The organism is Desertivirga brevis (genome assembly GCF_017355835.1).
Map to the genome: position 1 here is coordinate 1,188,343 of NZ_JAFEWF010000001.1, position 20,650 is coordinate 1,208,992.

Consider the following 20,650-nt stretch of genomic DNA (forward strand, 5'->3'; position numbering starts at 1 on the left):
AACATTGCACGAATTTTAATCTCGTTAGTGGCGGAGGTTCCCTGCTTAAAATTACCTTAAAAATACCTTTTAGTATATCTTATTCATGGCCCTTTCGTTTAAGGGATATAAGAGTTTAGATATGAGGGGAGCTTTTTTAACTAAAGGGATAAGATCCGCAATCTTGTTTGGAATTCTGTTTTTGATTTCCGCCTATCAATCGTATGCACAGACGTATGGTATTAATCAAAGAACCAAAATCTATGCGGTAAGGGATACTCTGGAAAATGTTACCCTTTCCATTGATAATGATTTCTATGTTCCAATAAGTATTCAGATAAATGTTTCACTAAGCAATCTGAATCTCACGTTTGATTCAATTTCTGCCATTATTCCGCCCAAAGCAGCAGGATTCAAACTGGCGACATATAAAAAACTTATAGGCAGTGAGCCATACAAGTGCGAATACAGGTATAGGGTTGTGTTGGGAGATACAACGAAAATTGTAAACCATAATTATGTTTATGGATACCCCTACCTTCGGGGACTTTCATATAGAATCTCTCAGGGACCCGGAGGATCTTTTAGTCACAAACACAGTTTTGCCTATGATTTTGCAATGCCCAAGGGGACGGCCGTTACAGCTAGCAGAGAGGGAATTGTTGCAGCTTTGAAATTCAATTCTTCAATTGGTGGCCCCGATGAACAGTACCTGCCCGACGCTAACTTTATATCCATTCTTCATTCAGATGGTACTATTGCTAACTATCTCCATCTAAATCCTAATGGTGTAAATGTTAAAGAGGGGGATATTGTTGAACGGGGAGAGGTGATCGGTTATTCAGGAAATACAGGATATTCTACAGGTCCACATCTCCACTTCGAGGTTATTAAGCCTTCGCTAAGTCCCTCCGGTAGAACATGGGTAGAATTCGAGTGGGAAAAACCCTTGTTGTATGGTTTCTTTCCTGCTGATATAAAAAATAAGAAAATCACTACACCATATTATAAAAAGAAGCACATTGAACGAAGTAATGAGTGGTTTTTTGAAAGAGCCCTCGAAAAGTTCAGGAGCTTGTTTCAGACAAGCTAACTTGCCTGTCTGAAAATTTAAGTTAAAATGAGTACCAATTAAAATAGTTGTTATGAGCACGTTGTTAATTATCCTTTCGATGTTTGTTATGGCAATAATAGTATTTGAGATGAATGAGGTTATTGCCCGTATTATCCTTGTACTTGCGAATGCCTTTGATTATATAAAAAAGTTAAGCCAGGGCATAAAATAGGGAAAAGCGCTTACTCTTGAGTACATAAGAGCAGGCGCTAAACCTTTTCATAATATTATCCTACTTTATATTGTGATGCCTCGCGCTGCTGACGATTTAAAATTTTACCGGAAGATAATTGCCGCAAGCCCTATTTTCTTGGCCATTCAAAAACATTATTGAACAAGAAGTATTCACTGTTATAGGTGATAACTATATTATAAACACTAACTGAATGAAAAAAATTACATTATTGCTTTTACTGTTATCAATTTTTAAACTACAGGTACTTGGTCAGAATGCGCCTCAACTACAGTCTGCTGACTCCACTATAATTAAGCGCCTGCTTAAACAAATTGATGAGCTGCAAAAACAAAATGAGAATCATTCCTCTAACATCAACGCTCTGCTTACCGGGAAAGACATTGATGCTGCCAATAAATACACTATTATCAAGCAAAATCTAACAAACGCAGCCTCTACTTTCCAGTTGCTAAATAACAAGATCAATATTCTAAAATCTAAAACTTCTGCAGACAAGCTGGATCTATTTATTAAGGATCTTAATAACCCCCAAAGCAATACCCTGGGCTTCAAGCTGGACGAAACAATTATTAAACTCGTTAACGAGAATTTGAAAGTAGGCAAAAAGAATACGCGCGATAAGATCATACAAAATGTTTCCGGTATTACTAAGGGACAAATTGTCTCCACTATCGCTAACGTCTCACCTGCTATAACTGTAGCAAATTCGGTAATGAGTTTGTTGCGAAGTGCGAGTATAGTGAGCGATGACCTGAATCAAAACAGTATTAACCAAATTGAGAATCAGCTCAATAGTTATGTTCAGTATTATGTTGCTTTGAATGATGGTAACGCAGCATTCACCTACAACCTCGCCAGCCAGGCGCAAGACTTAGGCGTGCTGCAGCAGAAATTATTTGAACAAGTATCTTTTTTCGCCAAGACATTAAATTACAAGCTTCCAAAACAGAACCAAAACGAAACATTGAGCGCATACCTCAATACAATTTTCCTGGGCTTTGATAAAGCGTATGTAAGTAAGTTGTTTAGCGACCTTGAAAGACAGAATAGCTCAAATAATAGAATAAATTATGAAGCTATCCTTGCAAGTAATAATGGAAATCTTAAGGAAGCGAACAATCGTTTGGAGGAGCTGATAGGTTTGGTAAATCAATTTGAATATCAGCACAATCAATATTTCAATGTTTATGAAGTTTACAATACCCGGGTTCTTCAGGCTATGGATATCGCTGCCGCAAACAGAATTGCCGACCCCTCACTTATAAACCAGAAGAAGGCCGATCTTACAAGTTTAAAAAATCAGGCTGTTAGCGATATAAAGGCTTCTATAAATTTACCCGAATTGCTATTAAGTAAACAATCAATTAAATACGCAGCGAGGATACTTTAAAGACAGTTGCATCAAATGTTTAAAGGATAATTAGACTGGGAGCCTAAGAAAACCGTTTGTTTTCAGGGCTCCTTTCAGCACATTTTATGCTGCAACGTCCTTAACCTAAGTAATTGAATAGCGTAATTCACATCTTCTTCTGACTTTAAATAGAAACTTATCCAGCCTGATCTTTTAAGTAAATGATGATCCCCTACCCTCATATCTGCCAGTAGCTCAGCTTTCATCTTTCTGCTGAATAGTACATCCAATAGGCCGTTACTGTGTAGATGACCGATCTCCTTACCCTTATAATTAAACTGCAAGCCTCCATATTTATGCAAGCTCAGACTTACGTCCTCCCAACTTCCTACCTCAGATTCGATGTCGTCCAACCATTCTAACATCTGAGGCTTGGTAACAAAAAGCCAGAGCCTCAACAGGGCATCAAAGAACAAAGGCAATCCGGGCATAACTTTAAGAAAGCCAAGCCGGTTAACAACAAATGCAAACATTTTATCTTTTCTCGCTTAATGATTTAATATGATCCATTACACGTAAATGGACATTCCTTGTAATGCTTTCCGCCCATATATCGTAATACCAAAGCGGGAACACGTACAAGCGATACCAGCTATTACCTGTCAGCGTGGTGGTCCCATTACCATTATCTTTCAGTATAAACTGTCCCCGCGAAATATCTATATGTCCCATGATCTCAGGGTCTCTCGGTTGCTTTACAATATCGAATGTCAAGTTTTCACCTGGCTTGTATTGCACAATTTTCTCATCGAAAATATAACCGTTGCTGAAGACACACTTTCGTCCGGCACCTTCGTAATAACCATCTACCGTCGCGGCTACCGGACTTGGCATTCCTACTTTGAATAACCAAAATTTATTTTTCTCTTCTATCCTTTCGAAGGAAACTACATGCTTCCAAACCTCTTTTACTGGGGCATTTATAACAACTACATCAGAAACCTCTCTCTCATGATGATGCTTAGAAAGAGAATCTGCAACAAATAGGAAAAGCAATAAAGAAAGGACACTTATATTTAAATTCCTGTTATCCTTTTTAAACATCGCCCTTCCAACGAAGGTACCGGTAATAACAAAGCCAAAGATCAAAGGAGAAACAATAATGAGGCAAATCACTCCTTCTCCCAAGAAAATAGCACTTAAAAGAATAGCCAGAGTGCAGTTTAATACAGAAAGAGCCGTAATCCTGGCACCTTTCAATTCCAGGCTTCTCCAAAACCAGGAACATATTATGCCCATCACAAACGGAATGATAACAAATTCAGCATAGATAAAAACACCCGGATGCAATGACAATAATCTTGTCATTCCTATTACAGAAAAGGCAAAGAGATTTGAATAGACCAGGCCTTTAATTTCTTCGGGTTTGTAATTCCTATTGTTCATATTTTCTTAGATTAGGGTAAATTGATTCCTTCCAGCTGCTTGATATATATGTAGCAGATATAGAGAGGTATGATGCCCAGGACTCCGAAAGAGCAGTCAATAAGTTGCCAGAACAGCGGAATACTGCGAATAGCTCCTGCAATGAAAGCCAGAGGAATAACCATTAGACAGGCTATCATTCCAAACTGTATCACCCAAATATTTCTGACAGGGTCGCGAAGAGGACCTATAAAAGCAGTAGCTATCACGATATGGGCAAAGGCAAGCCAATCAGTTCCATAAGCCAGGTAGGGGTAATTATCATTAGTAGCTTTAACTGCCTGATAAATTGTGCCAAGCCATTGCTGCAGGGTTAAAGGAAAAATGCTTTTGCAGTCTATCAGAACGGCTAGTTGACTTTCGATAGGGAAAGCGGTAATTCCGCTTAAAATCAAAGCTGTGATGAAAAAAATAATCCAGATCCTGATCTTCTTTCTCAATTGTGTCACGGTTGTATTCATATTATTATGCTTTAGGTTGTTGATTCTGCTTTTTGCTTAATAATGCTATTTCTATGCATGATGAGCCTTAGCATGTATTTTTCAAGAAAGAGATAGTCTGCTAAGCGGCCTAGTAAGCCGAGAGGTGCTTCGTAAAAAAACTCGTCGGTCATCATTGTGAACCCCTCCTTCTGCTCAAAAACATGGTAGTGCTTCATACTTTTAAATGGCCCCTGGACCATCTCGTCGGAAAAGAGCACAGGAAAACTACATTCTGTTATCTCACTTGTAAGTGTCATTAAGACCCCGAAGTGTCTTGCTTTCCAGGTGACCGTTTCTCCTAATCCTATAAGACCACTTGTAATTCCTGCAATGGCTTTTTCACCTGTATGCTCCATGGTTTCCAAATGAAGATCAATGCTTCGGGCTAGATTAAAGCAGTGTTCTATGGGAGCTGTAATTCTAGTTGTCAAGATAAATCGAGGCATATTAATTTTTTCTAGTTATGATATCACGTACGGCAGAAGCCGCATCAGGAAAAGTGAAACTGAATCCGCTATCAAGCAATCGCTTTGGTAATACCCAACGGCTTTTCAGTATCAACTCTGTTTCCGTCCCGATAAGCCTTGCCCCCACTTCAAGCAACCAGGTTGGGGTAGGTAAGCCAAATGGCACATCATATGCCTTTCGGAGCAATTTCATCAAATCCTTGTTCTTCAAAGGGTGGGGAGCAGTACAGTTGATCGTTCCCTCTAAATCCTTATGATTAACAACCCAGTCGATACTTCTGGCCACATCCAGTTCATGGATCCAGGAAACGTATTGCTGGCCATCTCCCTGTTTACCACCCATACCGAGTTTCACCATATTTAAAAGTCTCGGGAACACCCCATCCTGTTGCCCCAACACGATACCCATGCGCAAAGCTATTTTACGGGTAGATGGAGTATTGATAGAGAAAAAGGTATCTTCCCATTCCCGGCAAACCTCTACTGAAAATCCAGAACCAATCTCCCCGCTTTCTTCGTCTTGCAGACAATCTTCCGCATGCCGGTAAATAGTGGCTGAAGTGACATTGATCCAAAGTGCTGGGGGATTTTCCATTCCTGCAACTGCCTTCCCTAAAAGCGATGTTGGTACCACTCTCGAGCTAATAATTTCTGCTTTATTTTCAGACGTATATCTGCAATTAACATTCTTCCCGCAAAGGTTTACTAGCACATCGGCATTTTCAAGGCAGTTCATCCATTCCCCTTCCGTTCTCCCGTCCCAAACCAATATTTTTATATTTCCAGAGTCTGACTTCTGAGTGCGACTTAAAATGATTACCTCGTCAGCTCGACTTTGATAATAATGCGCTAGCACTCCGCCGAGGTAACCATTACCTCCGGCCAGAATTATTTTTCCGTACCTCATATATTTGATTAAAGGATAAGTAAGAGAATCAGGAGTCTGTATAAGACCCAGGTAATGGTTAGGAGCCAGCCAATCTGCAGCAGTTTTGTTCTCCGGATATGCTCGAGAAACATTAGTCCGGCTACAATCAGAAACCAACCGGCGTAATAAGTGGAAGAAAAGCTAAACCACTGATGCAACAATAGAACGGGTAATAGTAGAAGGGCCCCCGCGAAGGAGATGGTCATCATGTTGCCCAGGTAATCCCAGCGCTTGCTCCTATTAATAAAACCAACAATAACTCCCTGAAAAACTATTTGACCTCCACATATCAAGTACTCCCTAAACCTGCTGCCTGTCGGGATTAATCCCTGCAATAAGGGAGCATAAGCTGAGAGAATACCAGCAGTTACTGCCCATGTGAATAACAGATAGGCAATCCTATACTCCAGCCTGAATGATGGTTGTAGCTCATGTTCACGAACTACGTTTGACGGAGGTACGATAACCCTGCGGTTGAAGGCAATAAAGGCATAAACCTTACTCATTAGCCAAATAAATGGCTGAAAAAGGAATAAGGGTTTCAAAACAGGGAAAGAAGCCGCAAATACTTTGAAAAGACTTTGGATTCCGTAGGTTACTTCGCCGGTTTCCTGGTTCACAAGAGCTATCTCATTTGCTGCCCTTTGGCGGTCGACCATCGGACAAGCTTCTTGCGGAAGTTCCTGATAAGCAGCCCTTCCCTCCGGATCTAACAATCCTCCTTTTACAAATGCCTTAGTATAAACTCTGCACATCGGGCACTCTGCATCGAAAAGGATGAGATGATTTTTTAGCGTTTTCATAAACACATCGTTTTAGCTTCTTTTATTATTGAACTTTCAGAAAAACTTGAAAATATGGGCTAAAAAAATATTCTATTTGAATATTTTGAAAATTGATCCCCAAAACCAGTTCTCCTCGGCTTTAAGCATAGTATCCAATGTTTTATCTACATTCTTAGCCAACTTATTAATATCTGTAACTGATTTATTAAAGGTTCTGTAATCCGCATCATTTGCATCCCCTTTAACTGTTGATAATTCATCCAATACTTTTAATACAGGATCTAACTCTCTTTTCTTACGTTCCTTTGCAACCTGGCGTGCAATGTTCCAGGTATCTTTGTCAGCAAAGAAATACTCCTTCCTTTCCCCCGCTTTGTGCTGTTTCTCAACAAGGCCCCAACCTATCAGGTCTCTTAGCGTCATGTTAGCGTTACCTCTCGAGATACTTAAAGCCTCCATAATTTCCTCAGTTGTTAGAGCCTCAGGAGATATTAAAAGCAAAGCGTGAACCTGAGCCATTGTACGATTTATCCCCCACTCCGATCCCAACTTACCCCATGCCTCAATAAACTTTTGTTTTGCTTCTGCCAGTTCCATGAAACAAACATAAATAAACATATTAAACTTTCAAAATTTATTGAAAGTTTAATAAACGAGGTAAAGATAATAGCAACCGAATGTATTACTCCCGTTGTTAATTAGAATAAATCTAAACAAAGCTTGATTCTATCACAAAAAGATTATTTCTTTGCGGCAGTTTAGATTTAATCCAAATAACATGATCTTTCGTATACTATTATTATCTTTTCTCGCTCTTTTAAATCTTAGCAATTTATTTGCTCAAAAGACTGCTGCAATAAGCGGAACTGTGAAAACTCCGGATAACCAACCAATTGAACACGTTTGGGTAACACTTAAGGGTAAATCAAAAAATACGGTTACAGATGCTGCCGGTAAATATAGGTTAAGCGGTCTCCAACCTGGAACATATGCGGTTAGGATAAGTTCGATGGAACTTAATGCACAGGAACAGCAAGTTATTGTGCAAGCAGGAGAAATTAAAGAACTTAATTTCACGGTATCATTAAGTGAAGTCCAGCTTAAAGCTGTTGAAATCAATTCAAGGAAAACCAATTCTCTCAACGCAAAGAAGAGTGAGACCGTAGCTCGCATGCCCCTTCAAAATCTTGAAAATCCTCAGGTGTATGTGAGTATTCCGAAAGAGCTACTGGAATTACAGGTGGTTACTAACTTCAACGACGCTCTTAAAAATTCTCCCGGACTAGATAAACTATGGAGCTCAACAGGAAGAGCTGGAGACGGTGCAGGATATTACAGCTTAAGAGGATTTTCGGTACAGCCTAATCTTGTTAACGGAATTGCAGGATTAACTAATGGAGACCTTGACCCTGCAAATATCGAAAAGATTGAAGTAATCAAAGGACCCTCTGGAACACTGTTTGGAGGTGCGCTGACCAGCTTTGGGGGATTAATAAACATTGTTACTAAAAGACCGGTAGATTCCCTAACCGGTGCATTAGCTTATACCACAGGCAGTTTTGGATTAAATAGGATTACCGCAGATGTAAACACCCCTGTTTCTAAAGATAAAAGATTGATAGCAAGACTTAATGGGGCATATCATTATCAAAATAGCTTTCAGGATGCAGGTTTCAGGAAATCTCTTTTCATTGCACCAAGTTTTGAATATAACGTTAATGAAAGGTTTAAGCTTAATCTTGACCTGCAGTTTTACAACTATGAGGGAACTAATCCTTTATCGGTATTCTTAAACCGGTCTAGATCTTTGATTGCACGTACTCCGGCGGATCTGAACCTTAACTTTAACAGGTCTTTCACTAGTAATGACCTGACGATTCAAACCCCTGCTAATAACCTTTTTGCTCAAGCTAATTATAAGCTATCCAGCGCCTGGACATTACAGACAAACCTTTCAAGAAGCTACAGAAAATCTGACGGGTTTTATCAGTACGTGATGTTCCTTGGAACTACAGATGACGTATTGTCGAGGATGGTTAGCCGTCAGAATTCAATAAGCACCTCTACCGACATCCAGGAGAACCTTATAGGAGACTTTAAAATAGCTGGACTTAGAAACCGGATCGTTGCAGGAGTAGATGTATTAAGATTAGAAAACAACAATAACAATTCTCCTTACATCACGTTCGATGCAGTAAGCACAAGCAATAATAAAGACGCAAATTATACTAAGATCAATAGGATATCCGTGGAATCCAAGATTAATGCAAGTACAGGTGCTTACGCTAGAAACAGCTCTGTAAATAATGTTTACAGTGCTTATGCCTCTGACGTTTTAAACATCACAGACAAACTCATGGCAATGGCTAGTCTTCGTGTAGACCGCTTTGATAATCGCGGTACATATAATCAATCTACTGACACTCTTGCTCTAAATAGTAAATACGCGCAAACAGCAGTTTCTCCGAAATTCGGATTGGTGTACCAGGTCGTCAAAGATCAAGTCTCTGTATTCGGTAATTATATGAATGGCTTCAGAAATGTTGCGCCGGTAGTACAACCAGCTGGAATTTCTGGCAATTTAAAACCACAACAGGCAAATCAGATAGAAGGTGGCGTAAAGCTTGATGTTTTTCGGAATCGTCTGAGTGTCACAGCTAGCTACTACGACATTTCTGTTTCTAACCTTACAAGATCAGAAACAATCACGATAGATGGTACTCCTCAGAATTATACTGTTCAGGATGGTACCCAAAAAAGCAAAGGATTTGAGCTGGATATTGTAGCCAACCCTATGAAAGGGATGGATATTTTTGCTGGATTTAGCCATAACGAAAGCAAGATGACAAAATCTGATGCATCTGTTCTTGGAAGAAGACCAGTAACTGCGGGCCCGGAAAACCTAGTGAATGGTTGGGTCAATTATACCTTTACAAGCGGAAAGATCAAGAACTTCGGAATTGGTTTCGGTGGCAACTATGCCAGCAAAAATATGGTGACAAATACTGTTGCTACAGGGACTTTTACTCTTCCGGCTTATACGGTTTTAAACGCAACAGCTTTTTATACGACTAAGTCTTACAGATGGAGTTTGAAAGTCGATAACCTGTCAGGTGAAGTATATTATAAAGGGTGGACAACTGTTGAACGCCAGCAACCACGAAGCCTACTTGCTTCTATGTCCTATAAATTCTAAATAGGAATTGTTACTTATTTCAGTTCTCTTTAAATTTCTGAGCCCGGTTATCCGGGCTTTTTCATTTTCTATGTACCTTTAAACCTAGAAGAAGTCGCTGTGCAACTTCCACTGCGGGCTAATCGAAAGTTGTAAAGTTCCGCTTTCTACACCTTGTTAGAAGTTCTTGATCCTACTTCTCAAACTACCTTCGACCATCTAAACTTTATATCTGCCCGTCCTTAACCTCGCCCGGATAACTATCAATAAACTAAAAATACGAATGACCACGTTGTTTATTCTATCAGGCTGTTCAGAAATAATACAAAAAACTATAGTTTAATTAGTATTTGCAATAAAAGTTAGCAGAGCAGGTGAACCTATAGTTAAAAGCATTAAGAACATTGATTCTCAAGGATAAGACTAGTTCACTAATTAACCATAAAGAAAATATTTCTGAAAGAGTAATTACCGTGTATTGTTATTACCAGCTTATAACAGGGATTTAACACGGAAATAACCCGGACATACTGCGGTAAATTCCGCGATAATTGCGCGGGCGGTGCCGGCCTTGCACTACTTAACTGCTAGTTAAGAAATAAGTCTTTATAAGTGCTTCCAGTCTTAAAAAATTAAGCGAATTTAATGTAGCCCAGCTTCTTTCATTAGAAGGTAAGGAGATACTTGTTAGATGCTACATGTTAACATTCTTGCGTGCCAGAATCTGATATTGCTGGTACCTGCGAAAAAACACCTATTTACCAGCGAAGTATCTTATGCGAACGGCATCTATTTAAAAAACAATTGCGATTAGGTTTAGGTGAACATTAAAATAATGAAGGGTAACAAGTAATAAATGTTTGGTTTCTCCATGTTTTACCATTAAACTATTCCGTATTACGGAAACCGGAATCGAACCGGTATCCTGGTTTTGGAATTCGAAGTAACATTTATTAACGACACCTTCAATTTGAAAGGCAACAATCAACAACAGACAGGTTTTTTAAACCTTCGTGAACAGCGAAGTATCTGTCGTTTTACGGCACTTTCAAATGTTCTAAAAATTCATAAAAAGAAGGGTAATGAACCATAAGTGCATTTACATGCTCTACCAACTGAGCTACCCTTTCGAGGCCGGACTCGAACCGGCGACCCTGTCGTCCCTGAACGAAGTAACACTTATGAACGACACCTTCTTTCAAAGGAGCGATAACTGAACGGGGTGGAGTTTCATTTTGAGCGAAGTACCCCAGTTTCAACGGCATCCTATTCTTTTATAGTTCCATTTTCTCGATTTCGAGCACTGCAGAACCTCCTTTATCCAAGGCATCCAACACCTCAAAGACTTTATCACTCCAACCCGATATCATGTAAACAGAGTTCTTCTCCAATTTTATAGGTGTGGTTCCATAGCCCTTTAAATCGAACAGGTATAGTTTAGCCTCAGGCGCAACCTCTGCCTTGTACCGTTTCCACAAGTTCTCGATATGGACACTACCGTAACTATTCCATAGCTGGCAGTCGGTGAACAACATAATCTTATCCATCCTTACCTTTCTGTCTAAAATGTCCTGGATTACGAGATAACCGTTCGTTGAATATCCCACTTCCCCTTCCCTTCTATAGAACTCTTGTACGTTGCCTAGGATGTTATTTTTTGGCACAGGAATAACCTTCCAGGTATCACCAAACATTCCGGTTACAACATTCTTGCATCGATTCTGAAGTAGCATTGCCAGCATCAAGCCCACATCATACAACATAACTTTCGACCTTGCAGAAACAGGTGTTTGCATAGATCCAGAAACATCACAACCTAACAGCACTCTGGTTTCGGCTCCGAATCCCTTTATGTTCATAGCACTCGCTTGTACAGCCTTCTCTAAAGCACCCAATACCTCTCCTGTATACCCTGTCTGTGTAAACATCAACTCTCTATAGGCCGATAAATATCGAAACGGAAACTGCTTTGCATTCGTAACTTGGTTGTCTGATGATAAGACTTCACAGGCTTTAAGAATATAATTATATGAAACACCAGCCTCCAATACATTTCTCAAGTTACGCAGCAAGGCCATATATCCCAATTTGCCACTCTCTATCAACTCTTCCCACTTCGCCTTAAAAGCTTCTATTTTCACAGCTTCGGTTTCAAAAGCCTGCTGACCGAGTGCCGACAATTCTGTTTCCCATGTATAAGGGGTATTCAGAGTTTCTTCCGCTATTTTATTAAAAATAGATTGTTGTGTCTCATCTTTAGCCTTAGGATGGACCAGAAATAATGCATCTCGAAGAGTTACTGCTGTTCTGCGATTATATTTTGCGAACTGATACTCGTCAAAGCTATTGAACGCCGCAGATAAACCCTTTTGTAACTGCTTGGACAAACGGTTCAACTTTTTGGTCCCAATCCGGAGGTTTATCACTTGATAGCAAGCAAGCAATTCTGTTATTTCGTCAGCCCTGGACACCACTCTTGGAACTAATCGGGAAATCAGATTATCTCCGGAATGAATTTTAGTTAACTCGGTTACCAGTAAAAGAGGCACGGATCGCATATACATCTTGTGTCGGGCATAAATAGCAAGCTTTGCAACGAAGAGAGGATCGTTTTTAGCAATCAGATCTCTTAAACGAAATAGTCTTTCTTCATTTTTCTCATAGAACGAATCATTTAAAGACCAGGTAACTATTAATGTATAAAGTTCCATTTGAGGTGTAACGGCGTAAGCCTTTTCACCCTCATGGTTTCTAACCACTGGCGCCTTTCTTTTCCTATTGAGTATGTTAAAGATCATAAAACCTCCTTCTATTATTATGCCTCAAAGTTGAAAGACTTCTGCGCAGTGTTTTTGCGCAGCAAAAAATTTTTTAATAATTTTCTGAAAATTTTTACCATGCCTGTTAATCGCAATGCCCTTATCCGTTATCGCACTATAGACAATTGTCTTCGACACAAATACAAAAAATGGAGCCTGGAGGACCTTATCGAAGCCTGCTCTGATGCACTGTACGAGTTGCAAGGGATAGACAAAGGGGTAAGCCGGCGTACAGTACAAGCGGACATTGAGATGATGCGAAGCAATAAATTAGGATACGAGGCTCCGATTGTAGTGGTGGATAAAAAGTATTACACCTACTCAGACAAAAATTACAGTATCACCAATATCCCGCTTACGAACCAGGATCTGCAGGTACTTACGGAAGTAGCGGACCTATTGAAACAATTTAAAGGGTTCAGTCACTTTTCAGACGTCAATGAGATGGTGAGCAAATTGGAAGATAAGATCTATGTTCAGAAAAGCTCTGCTTCTTCGGTAATTGATTTTGAGAAGAATGATAACTTGAAGGGACTCGAGTTTATCGAAATAATACGCAAAGCAATAATTTCAAAAACAGCGCTGTGTTTTACATATCGCTCTTTCCGCGCGAGAGATGAAAGCACTTTTTGTATCAGTCCCTACTTGCTAAAAGAATATCGTAACCGATGGTTCGTCTTATGTCTTGCTCATAAGAAAAGCTCCCCTATTTTAACACTTGCCCTTGATAGGATAATCAGTGCAGAAAACGCACATGATGAGCCATTCAGAGAAAATGAAAATATAGACTTGAGTTCTTATTATTCAGATGTTATTGGAGTGACGAAACATCCAGGGCAGAAAGATTGTGAAGTTGTGTTTAGAATAGATCACGAAAACGCACCTTATATAATAACCAAACCACTACACGCAACACAAAAACTACTGACAGAAACCGCTGAGGGAAAGATCTTCAGAATCCGTGTTATTCTCAACTACGAGCTTGAACGTGAACTTTTAGGATTTGGATGCAAAATAAAAGTACTAGGTCCGAGGAATCTGGTAAATCGTATTAAAGAAAATCTTGCAAAGACCTTGGAATGTTATTCGGTAACCAATGAAAGCCCGGAAAAGATCTATGAGGATGCCAAGGAGACGTTAGGAGAATAAATATTTAAACAAGAAAGGCCGTTTTGAACGGCCTTTCTTGTTTAAATAAGTAAAAATTTTATTATCGTCTGCCTCCCCCTAGAAAGAATCCTATTTTTAAGTTTAAATAATTGTTTTTAACCTCTCCTGTTTTTCCAACTAAATTGTAATCTACTGCCATACGGAAGTGACCATAGTCGAAACCAATACGCGGCGTAACACCTAATTTAGTACCACCTTCAATTGCCTCTAAAGCTTCAACATCGTCATCTGAAGTCAGGTCCGTATTATCAAAGGAAGCTGAAGCCAATGTGTGAATACCGGCACCAATTCCAACAAATGGCCTGAAACTGTTAGTGTTAAAGTAATAGTCAGTAGTTAATAAATAAGAGCCTGATGCTTTAGCTTCTCCGTCGGAAGCAAAACCTTCGTCATCGATATTACCTCTTACTGTAACAGCTGCTTCCATACGTAAACCTAAGGCTAATTTGTCGCTGATTGCGTATTTAGGTTCAAGGGACAGGGCTACACCTCCTTTTGCTCCTTCGCCAGAAGGAACAGCGTATCCGAAATCAAATCCAACTCTGAACGGTTTAAAGGTTTCTGATTGAGCTTTAACAGCAGTTGCACCTAGTGCAAAAGCCGCCATCATGATAAGAGTTTTCAATTAGTATAATTTAAGTCATGCGAAGGTAAACAAATAACCAACATAGACAAAAAAAATTCAAAATATAAAACAATAGCTACTTGCAATTGTATAACACCCGCTCAATTTACTACTTATATATCCACTAGCTCTATCACTCAATATAAGTCTGTTTACCCTTCCCCTGTGCAGAACCTTCGGGAGGATAGTCAAGAGTATCTTTTAATTCCTCAATCCGATCAGGGTCGAATTTAGGGATCTGTATCTCGCCTTTAGCACGCCAATTCTGAACTGTAGCTTCAGCTTTTATCTTTTTTTCTTCAGATAGTTCTGGTTCCCGATTAACAAGTATCCGCTGTGTGGGAACAGCCAGGCTTGTTCCACTAGCGTTGACTACATCCATCATACGTAAAAGTAGGTCCTCCTGAATTTCAAGAAACTCGTCAAAATCAAGGGTTTTTACGTAGGCAAATACTTCTAATTTAAAAGCCTCGGTGCCAATTTCCGTAAATCTTATCCTTGCAGGTGAAGGATCTACTTTGGGATGAGCGTATAGAATCGTTCGCAGCTCTACCAGCAAATATCGAATTTGCTCAGGAGTAGTTTCAAAGCGCAGTCTAAAATTTGGATTGTACAGAAATCGATCCCTGGTAGCAAAAGTCTCAATTTTTTCAGAAGAGAAATCACCATTAGGAATGGTTACTATTGTGCGATTAATTGTGCGAATGCGGGTTGAACGCATTCCGATTTGTTCCACCGTACCAGCAATTTCGCCAACCTTACAATAATCACCCACCCTTATTGGCTGATCTGCAATAAGCGTTACACTTCCCACAAAGTTCTCCACCGTTTTTTGAGCACCTAAGGCAAGGGCGATACCACCGATACCAAGAGCCGCCAAGCCGGTAGTTACATCAAAACCTAATGTATCCAATATTAAAATTACGCCTAGAACTACTAAGCCAACTTTGGCCGTTCTACGTAAAAATAGTATTGCTGAAACACCTGCCTGATTTCGATGATTTATCAATCGCTTTTCAAAGAACTCCGTTGTTACAACCAGCAGTTGCCAAAGCAGAAGCATCACTGCAACGATGGCAACAATGATCATTAAATTACTAGCACTTTGGCGGAGGATAATCGAGATTCCTGCTTCTTGCATAGCGAAAGAAAACAGCCAAATGGTAATATATAATCGAATAGGAAGCGCGAAGGCTTTAAGGATACTAGCGGTCGGATCAACTTTCGCGTTTTTATAAAAGAAGGGAATTAGAAACAGTATGAAATGAGTGATCCCCCATGCCAAAATGTAAACAATCACCAGAAGTACAAACGCTCCGAGCCAGTGGGCAACAGGAATACCTCCCCATTTTGTTCGTTCAAAAACAGCAGGAGAAACACGGTCTATTAAAGGTGCTATCGGTGCTTCAGCAACTAGCAGCGGAATCCGCTGAATTGTCTCGGAAGAAAACAGCCATACTGGTGCTCCGTCCCCATCAAGCGTGCTTTCGAGAAGCAGATCGAACTCTTCATTATTAGTAGAAGCTGTACCGATTTTTTCCAGATTAGGCCCAAGATTATCATTCAAAGCTCCTGTTGGTTTATCACTAAGCATGGAGTAGGGTATGATATGCCCCTTACTATCAAGCAATTGTTGCAGGGAACGTGCCAATTCTTCCTTACTTTGTTTCTTCTTCAGGGCAGGATCCAGACGAAGGTACATACCCGCCCTCGCATAATTCTCTGATGCTACAGCGGAAATAAAGCCTTCCACCGCTCCTCGAGGCGTACGTCGACCTAGTGAGTCGGGTAAATACACAGGTTCTTTGCCCGCACTCGACGCACTGCTATCCTTCGGTAGTAATTCAACCTGGGCAGCCGCTTGCGTTAACGGAACTAACCACAAAAAACAAAACAAAACGTATAGAAAAACCCCTCTATCCAGGAAGTTCTTCAACAGAGTGAAGTTTAATGTATAGAAACTCATTGCCCATTGAACCATTTCAATTAACAATGGTTTGTCGGTTTTTTGTTAAAGAGTGCTAATACCAATCAGGAAAACGCCTAAAAAAAGCCCATAAACAATTACTATTTCCCTTAATAAAATATCTATTATCCTCGGTTTCTTCGCTATCTGACGGGGATTTCCCGGGATAAACCAGTCGTAATTATCTTTTTGGCAATTGCCGTTTTTTGTTCCTTATCAATCTACTATTTGAACCGCCTTAAAACTCTTGCTGGATCTACAGCACAAAAACAGTATCCAAAGGAAACCCGTTCCGGCCAAGCTATAGAAGAATCTGAAATGTCCATGATTAATGCAGGGGCAGCAGTTCTTCCCCTAACACTCGTAACACTCATAGAAAAAGAGAATAAGCGGAAATGGGGAGAGGATAACGGAGGTTGTTCAACATCTGATTCTTCGGATAGTTCTGACGGTGGAAGCAGCTGTTCGAGCAGTTGCGGAGGTTGTGGCGGTGGAGGCGACTAAACCATCTATTTCGGTAGATGTTTAACCGTAAGACGAGAGCTTTGCTATTATTGTCTTGGTAAAAACTATATTTACCAAAAACATTTAGCCATTTTATGCGACTTTCACAGGATCTCCGGTTAGCTGTCTTAATTGATGCAGACAATGTACCATACGCCAATATAAAAGGTATTATGGAAGAAATAGCAAAATATGGCATCCCTACCACCAAGAGGATCTATGCCGATTGGACGAAACCAACAGTTTCTGGTTGGAAAAACGTCTTATTGGAAAATGCAATTACCCCCATCCAACAATATAGCTACTCCACTGGCAAGAACGCCACCGATTCTGCTATGATCATCGATGCGATGGATATTCTTTATTCCGGAAAGGTTGATGGCTTTTGCATCGTTTCAAGTGACAGCGATTTTACGCGGCTTGCGACCCGCTTGAGGGAAGCGGGAATGATGGTCATTGGAATAGGCGAGAAAAAAACACTTAACCCCTTCATTGTTGCATGCGACCGGTTTATCTATATTGAAATATTAGGAAACAATACTGAAAAAGAACCTGAGGAAGTTAAAGCCAATGAACCCGCAGCCAAAAAGGATACAAAAAGAAAGGTAACACCCCGAGAACCAAAGCTTAATAAGGCTACTATTAAACTTATATCAAGCACTATTAACGATGTTGCCGATGAAAGCGGCTGGGCCTACCTGGCAGATGTAGGCAGCTTAATCATGAAAAAGCAGCCCGACTTTGATCCCCGCAATTTTGGTTTTTCCAAATTGACGCCCCTAATCCGCTCCATTCCCTCTATCGAAATTGACGAAAGGGATACAGGAAACAGGGCCGTAAAGCATATCTATATTAGGAATAAGCATAGTTAGAAGGGGACGTACAGGTATCCGCCATCGAACTAAAGACCGTTACTAAAATAACAATCGTTAAATAAAAAGCCCGGACTCTTAACGGGACCGGGCTTATCAAAAACAATTGTTATTTAAGAAAGTCTTCCATCCATACCCTTAACTTATCGTATCTACGTTATTAGCTAAGTTACGGTAGTTAAGTTTCTCGTTAGGGTTAGTGCCGTTAAGGAACTCCTCCACGTTTGTATAACCATCACCATCTGAATCAATAGCACCATCTTTAGGATCTTTAGGATTAAGCTTGTTCTGTACCTCCCACTTGTCTGGCATTCCATCACCATCCGAATCTACCGGTACGTCAGAAGGCTTGAAGGTCAGATTTGGATAACCACCTACCTCAGCCACATCTCTGATAATACCTGTTTTAGTCATTGGTTTCCCTGAACGAACCATACTGGCAACACGGGTATCGACAGCATCACGCTTTGGCAGCGTTGCTCCTACTTTCGAAAGTACAGTTTCAAAAACTGCTTCAGCGGGTTGATGTGGCATTACTGGCCATCCTTCAAAAGGTGTATTTACACGGGCAAGGTTCTCTGGGCCCCGCATTCCTGCCCAGTTATTATTGATCAGCTCTTTATTGCTATCCATAACGTTCCCCGCAACGTACCATTTACCCGGGCGAACTGCAGCTTTAGGATACCAACCTCCTTCAGCCCAGGCACTGCCGGGAGAATACTGACTGCGTTGTTCTATACGGGCAAAAACGGCACGCATGTTTTCATTAGTTGCTGGTCCCGGCTTGAAATAGTTATTGATCAGGTTCACTGTAGAAGTTTCATCTCCCCCGTCAATAGACCTGTGTTTCCAGTTGAAAACCACGTTATACCTAAAGTCGAAAGGACCGGACATTCCAATAGATGGATTTCTTGCTGTATTACAAGCAAAAAGATTGTGATGGAAGGTAGAAGGATTTCCACCCCAGGTACCACCAAATGCATGTCCTTTTGCATCAAGTGCCTCACTTGAAATACTCCATTGTACAGTTATATGCTCAGCAGGATCCTTTACCTGGGTTTTACCATCTAATGATGGTCTCATATGCCGGTAAAGAGACAAGTTTTCGTCCATACCCCAGCTTGCAGAACAATGGTCAATAATGATATGATGATGTGGATTTCCGCCGATATTATCATCACCCTGGCCTCCAACAGGAACGCCGCGACGCACACGAAGGTGTCGTATGATCACATTGTATGTGTTGATATTTAGTGTACCGGCAATACAGATCCCATCACCGGGAGCAGACTGCCCCGCAATGGTTATATCAGGGTTGTCGATATTCAGGTCACCCGCAACTTTTAGTGTACCTGCCACTCTGAATACAACGATCCGCGGTCCTTTTGCTTCCAAGGCGGCACGGAAGCTACCCAGACCATTATCGTTTAGATTTGTTACCGCAATAACTTTACCTCCTCTTCCTCCGGTGGTGAACATACCTGCACCCCATGCGCCGGGGAAGGCTGGAATTGCCCCTTCCGGCAATCTTGGTGGATGTGGTGGAATTTGTCCGGGTTCAGGCTGACTTGCCGTTGCATTGCTATTCTGAGCACTAGCGTTTAGGCCTGTTCCCAGAAATGCAAGCAATAGCAAGCTTTTAGTGAAAAATTGATAGGATTTTTTCATCTCGTTTAATTATCTATAAAAGTGTTTGACTTTCGAAATCAGGATCTAAGACCCCTTCAACAATTAAATATATATTATCAGAATAACTTCAACTAGTAAAGTGTCCCCAACACGGATTTTTTCAGGATGTACAGGGATATTTTATCACCTGATAGCGAAATGTAGCAGCTTCAAAACATAATCCGGAAGTTCAATATAAAAACATCCACAAAAAAAGACCCCTTAAGCAATCTTAAGAGGTCTGAAAATATTCTATTTTGTTGTTTAAGAATCTCTATTTTATTACCAGGTTTTCAAAGTTTCCAATTACAACAATAGTGGTTGTTCTGGAATTGGCTGCAGCCGAAGTAGGATCGCTTTGAGCATTAATATTGAAAGAGAATTGACCTGTAAGTGTTTTAAGTGTTGCGTCGAACTTTTCTATTTTAAGAGTACCTACGGCCGCTCCTGGAAGTAACTTATTAGCAGACGTTGCGGTAAGCTGGTATTGATAGTTTATCAACGTTTCAGGCGAAGTTGGTTGTGAAACATACTCTCCTGTATATCCTGCTTTAATCTTCCCTTGTGGAATCACAAAAGAAACATTATCGTTCCCCTGCGGAAATGGTGTGTCAATTGAAATTACCAGGCTTTTATCATCAGCGATTGTGGCTTTTCCGGAAACTGAACTGCCTGCATAAGTTATGATCGCGGTCGAATTATCGGCAGGATAAATAAAATTCCTTGTTAAACTAACAACCGGTGGCGGAACTACAACATCAACCTCCTCTTCCTTATCCTTCTTACAAGCAGTTAAAGACGCAACCACAAAAAACACCAATAGAAATCTTTTCATTTTCATACTCATCTTACTATTGACGAGACAATAGATTGGAATGTTACACCTTTTTCAAAAATTTCCTCATCAAAAATCTACCACCTTAGCTCAAAGTCCAAATCTTCTCCCTCTCCATCTCATACTTAAGTATGATTTTCTGGAAATACTTTAGCTTATTTAACCGTAATAAGCTCAGACCACCCTAGATTTTTGCTCTAAAAAACCCTATGAATAATTCACAACCCAC

At 40.3% G+C, this 20,650-nt stretch carries 20 protein-coding genes; 7 read left to right on the plus strand and 13 right to left on the minus strand.

Features of this window, described 5'->3' with window-relative positions:
- The first annotated feature begins 85 nt into the window (after positions 1–85).
- The 3 genes from J4N25_RS26900 to J4N25_RS05260 all read left to right on the plus strand — a co-directional run bounded on the left by J4N25_RS26900 (position 86) and on the right by J4N25_RS05260 (position 2,679).
- Entirely contained in the window at positions 86–1,072 is a 987-nt protein-coding gene (locus tag J4N25_RS26900; protein WP_207421089.1) for a M23 family metallopeptidase, read from the plus strand.
- 52 nt (positions 1,073–1,124) lie between these two features.
- A complete protein-coding gene (locus J4N25_RS05255; RefSeq protein WP_207421090.1) occupies positions 1,125–1,265 on the plus strand; it encodes a hypothetical protein in 141 nt (46 codons plus the stop codon).
- 214 nt (positions 1,266–1,479) lie between these two features.
- Entirely contained in the window at positions 1,480–2,679 is a 1,200-nt protein-coding gene (locus J4N25_RS05260) for a hypothetical protein (RefSeq protein ID WP_207421091.1), read from the plus strand.
- 74 nt (positions 2,680–2,753) lie between these two features.
- Here the strand turns inward: J4N25_RS05260 and J4N25_RS05265 are convergent, their stop codons facing one another.
- From J4N25_RS05265 to J4N25_RS05295, 7 genes are all read right to left on the minus strand, one after another.
- Positions 2,754–3,173, minus strand: a complete 420-nt coding sequence (locus J4N25_RS05265; RefSeq protein WP_207421092.1) for a luciferase domain-containing protein — start codon at positions 3,171–3,173, stop codon at positions 2,754–2,756.
- A gap of 1 nt (position 3,174) precedes the next feature.
- A complete protein-coding gene (locus J4N25_RS05270) occupies positions 3,175–4,086 on the minus strand; it encodes an SRPBCC family protein (RefSeq protein WP_207421093.1) in 912 nt (303 codons plus the stop codon).
- A gap of 11 nt (positions 4,087–4,097) precedes the next feature.
- On the minus strand, positions 4,098–4,586 hold the full coding sequence (locus J4N25_RS05275) for a hypothetical protein (protein WP_207421094.1): 489 nt from the start codon (positions 4,584–4,586) through the stop codon (positions 4,098–4,100).
- 11 nt (positions 4,587–4,597) lie between these two features.
- Positions 4,598–5,038 carry an SRPBCC family protein gene (locus tag J4N25_RS05280; RefSeq protein WP_242695780.1) on the minus strand — a complete coding sequence of 147 codons (441 nt, stop codon included), beginning with the start codon at positions 5,036–5,038 and terminating at the stop codon, positions 4,598–4,600.
- Positions 5,039–5,054: 16 nt separating this feature from the next.
- Positions 5,055–5,981: a TIGR01777 family oxidoreductase gene (locus J4N25_RS05285; RefSeq protein WP_207421096.1), complete on the minus strand. Its 927-nt coding sequence runs from the start codon at positions 5,979–5,981 to the stop codon at positions 5,055–5,057.
- Positions 5,982–5,989: 8 nt separating this feature from the next.
- Entirely contained in the window at positions 5,990–6,805 is an 816-nt protein-coding gene (locus J4N25_RS05290; RefSeq protein WP_207421097.1) for a DCC1-like thiol-disulfide oxidoreductase family protein, read from the minus strand.
- Between the two features lie 72 nt (positions 6,806–6,877).
- Entirely contained in the window at positions 6,878–7,384 is a 507-nt protein-coding gene (locus J4N25_RS05295; RefSeq protein WP_207421098.1) for a GbsR/MarR family transcriptional regulator, read from the minus strand.
- 181 nt (positions 7,385–7,565) lie between these two features.
- Between J4N25_RS05295 and J4N25_RS05300 the strand changes: the two genes are divergently transcribed.
- A complete protein-coding gene (locus J4N25_RS05300) occupies positions 7,566–9,983 on the plus strand; it encodes a TonB-dependent receptor (protein WP_207421099.1) in 2,418 nt (805 codons plus the stop codon).
- Between the two features lie 1,016 nt (positions 9,984–10,999).
- On the opposite strand, the gene J4N25_RS05305 is transcribed toward J4N25_RS05300, so the two are convergent.
- Both J4N25_RS05305 and J4N25_RS05310 read right to left on the minus strand, forming a co-directional pair.
- Positions 11,000–11,227 (minus strand): hypothetical protein, encoded by a 228-nt coding sequence (locus J4N25_RS05305; protein WP_207421100.1) that lies wholly within the window; start codon positions 11,225–11,227, stop codon positions 11,000–11,002.
- 9 nt (positions 11,228–11,236) lie between these two features.
- A complete protein-coding gene (locus J4N25_RS05310) occupies positions 11,237–12,760 on the minus strand; it encodes a TROVE domain-containing protein (RefSeq protein WP_207421101.1) in 1,524 nt (507 codons plus the stop codon).
- A gap of 99 nt (positions 12,761–12,859) precedes the next feature.
- Between J4N25_RS05310 and J4N25_RS05315 the strand changes: the two genes are divergently transcribed.
- Positions 12,860–13,930: a helix-turn-helix transcriptional regulator gene (locus tag J4N25_RS05315; protein WP_207421102.1), complete on the plus strand. Its 1,071-nt coding sequence runs from the start codon at positions 12,860–12,862 to the stop codon at positions 13,928–13,930.
- A 61-nt stretch (positions 13,931–13,991) separates the two neighbouring features.
- Here J4N25_RS05315 and J4N25_RS05320 read toward each other — a convergent pair whose 3' ends face one another.
- Together J4N25_RS05320 and J4N25_RS05325 are read right to left on the minus strand one after the other, a co-directional pair.
- Positions 13,992–14,576, minus strand: a complete 585-nt coding sequence (locus J4N25_RS05320; protein WP_207421103.1) for an outer membrane beta-barrel protein — start codon at positions 14,574–14,576, stop codon at positions 13,992–13,994.
- A gap of 133 nt (positions 14,577–14,709) precedes the next feature.
- Positions 14,710–16,542, minus strand: a complete 1,833-nt coding sequence (locus J4N25_RS05325) for a mechanosensitive ion channel family protein (protein WP_207421104.1) — start codon at positions 16,540–16,542, stop codon at positions 14,710–14,712.
- A 228-nt stretch (positions 16,543–16,770) separates the two neighbouring features.
- Here J4N25_RS05325 and J4N25_RS05330 point away from each other — a divergent pair, with 228 nt between their 5' ends.
- Both J4N25_RS05330 and J4N25_RS05335 read left to right on the plus strand, forming a co-directional pair.
- Entirely contained in the window at positions 16,771–17,046 is a 276-nt protein-coding gene (locus J4N25_RS05330) for a hypothetical protein (protein ID WP_207421105.1), read from the plus strand.
- 95 nt (positions 17,047–17,141) lie between these two features.
- Positions 17,142–17,918 (plus strand): NYN domain-containing protein, encoded by a 777-nt coding sequence (locus tag J4N25_RS05335; RefSeq protein WP_207421106.1) that lies wholly within the window; start codon positions 17,142–17,144, stop codon positions 17,916–17,918.
- A 138-nt stretch (positions 17,919–18,056) separates the two neighbouring features.
- Here J4N25_RS05335 and J4N25_RS05340 read toward each other — a convergent pair whose 3' ends face one another.
- Together J4N25_RS05340 and J4N25_RS05345 are read right to left on the minus strand one after the other, a co-directional pair.
- Positions 18,057–19,586, minus strand: coding sequence for a polysaccharide lyase (locus J4N25_RS05340; protein ID WP_207421107.1), 1,530 nt, complete (start codon positions 19,584–19,586; stop codon positions 18,057–18,059).
- A gap of 274 nt (positions 19,587–19,860) precedes the next feature.
- Positions 19,861–20,421: a hypothetical protein gene (locus J4N25_RS05345; RefSeq protein WP_207421108.1), complete on the minus strand. Its 561-nt coding sequence runs from the start codon at positions 20,419–20,421 to the stop codon at positions 19,861–19,863.
- Between the last annotated feature and the right edge of the window lie 229 nt (positions 20,422–20,650).

Excerpts from the sequence above, each read along its gene's own strand:
- J4N25_RS26900 (WP_207421089.1), top strand. The coding sequence starts at position 86 with ATGGCCCTTTCGTTTAAGGGATATAAGAGTTTAGATATGAGGGGAGCT.
- J4N25_RS05255 (WP_207421090.1), top strand. The coding sequence starts at position 1,125 with ATGAGCACGTTGTTAATTATCCTTTCGATGTTTGTTATGGCAATAATA.
- J4N25_RS05260 (WP_207421091.1), top strand. The coding sequence starts at position 1,480 with ATGAAAAAAATTACATTATTGCTTTTACTGTTATCAATTTTTAAACTA.
- J4N25_RS05265 (WP_207421092.1), bottom strand. The coding sequence starts at position 3,173 with ATGTTTGCATTTGTTGTTAACCGGCTTGGCTTTCTTAAAGTTATGCCC.
- J4N25_RS05270 (WP_207421093.1), bottom strand. The coding sequence starts at position 4,086 with ATGAACAATAGGAATTACAAACCCGAAGAAATTAAAGGCCTGGTCTAT.
- J4N25_RS05275 (WP_207421094.1), bottom strand. The coding sequence starts at position 4,586 with ATGAATACAACCGTGACACAATTGAGAAAGAAGATCAGGATCTGGATT.
- J4N25_RS05285 (WP_207421096.1), bottom strand. The coding sequence starts at position 5,981 with ATGAGGTACGGAAAAATAATTCTGGCCGGAGGTAATGGTTACCTCGGC.
- J4N25_RS05290 (WP_207421097.1), bottom strand. The coding sequence starts at position 6,805 with ATGAAAACGCTAAAAAATCATCTCATCCTTTTCGATGCAGAGTGCCCG.
- J4N25_RS05295 (WP_207421098.1), bottom strand. The coding sequence starts at position 7,384 with ATGGAACTGGCAGAAGCAAAACAAAAGTTTATTGAGGCATGGGGTAAG.
- J4N25_RS05300 (WP_207421099.1), top strand. The coding sequence starts at position 7,566 with ATGATCTTTCGTATACTATTATTATCTTTTCTCGCTCTTTTAAATCTT.
- J4N25_RS05305 (WP_207421100.1), bottom strand. The coding sequence starts at position 11,227 with ATGCCGTTGAAACTGGGGTACTTCGCTCAAAATGAAACTCCACCCCGT.
- J4N25_RS05310 (WP_207421101.1), bottom strand. The coding sequence starts at position 12,760 with ATGATCTTTAACATACTCAATAGGAAAAGAAAGGCGCCAGTGGTTAGA.
- J4N25_RS05315 (WP_207421102.1), top strand. The coding sequence starts at position 12,860 with ATGCCTGTTAATCGCAATGCCCTTATCCGTTATCGCACTATAGACAAT.
- J4N25_RS05325 (WP_207421104.1), bottom strand. The coding sequence starts at position 16,542 with ATGAGTTTCTATACATTAAACTTCACTCTGTTGAAGAACTTCCTGGAT.
- J4N25_RS05335 (WP_207421106.1), top strand. The coding sequence starts at position 17,142 with ATGCGACTTTCACAGGATCTCCGGTTAGCTGTCTTAATTGATGCAGAC.
- J4N25_RS05340 (WP_207421107.1), bottom strand. The coding sequence starts at position 19,586 with ATGAAAAAATCCTATCAATTTTTCACTAAAAGCTTGCTATTGCTTGCA.
- J4N25_RS05345 (WP_207421108.1), bottom strand. The coding sequence starts at position 20,421 with ATGAAAAGATTTCTATTGGTGTTTTTTGTGGTTGCGTCTTTAACTGCT.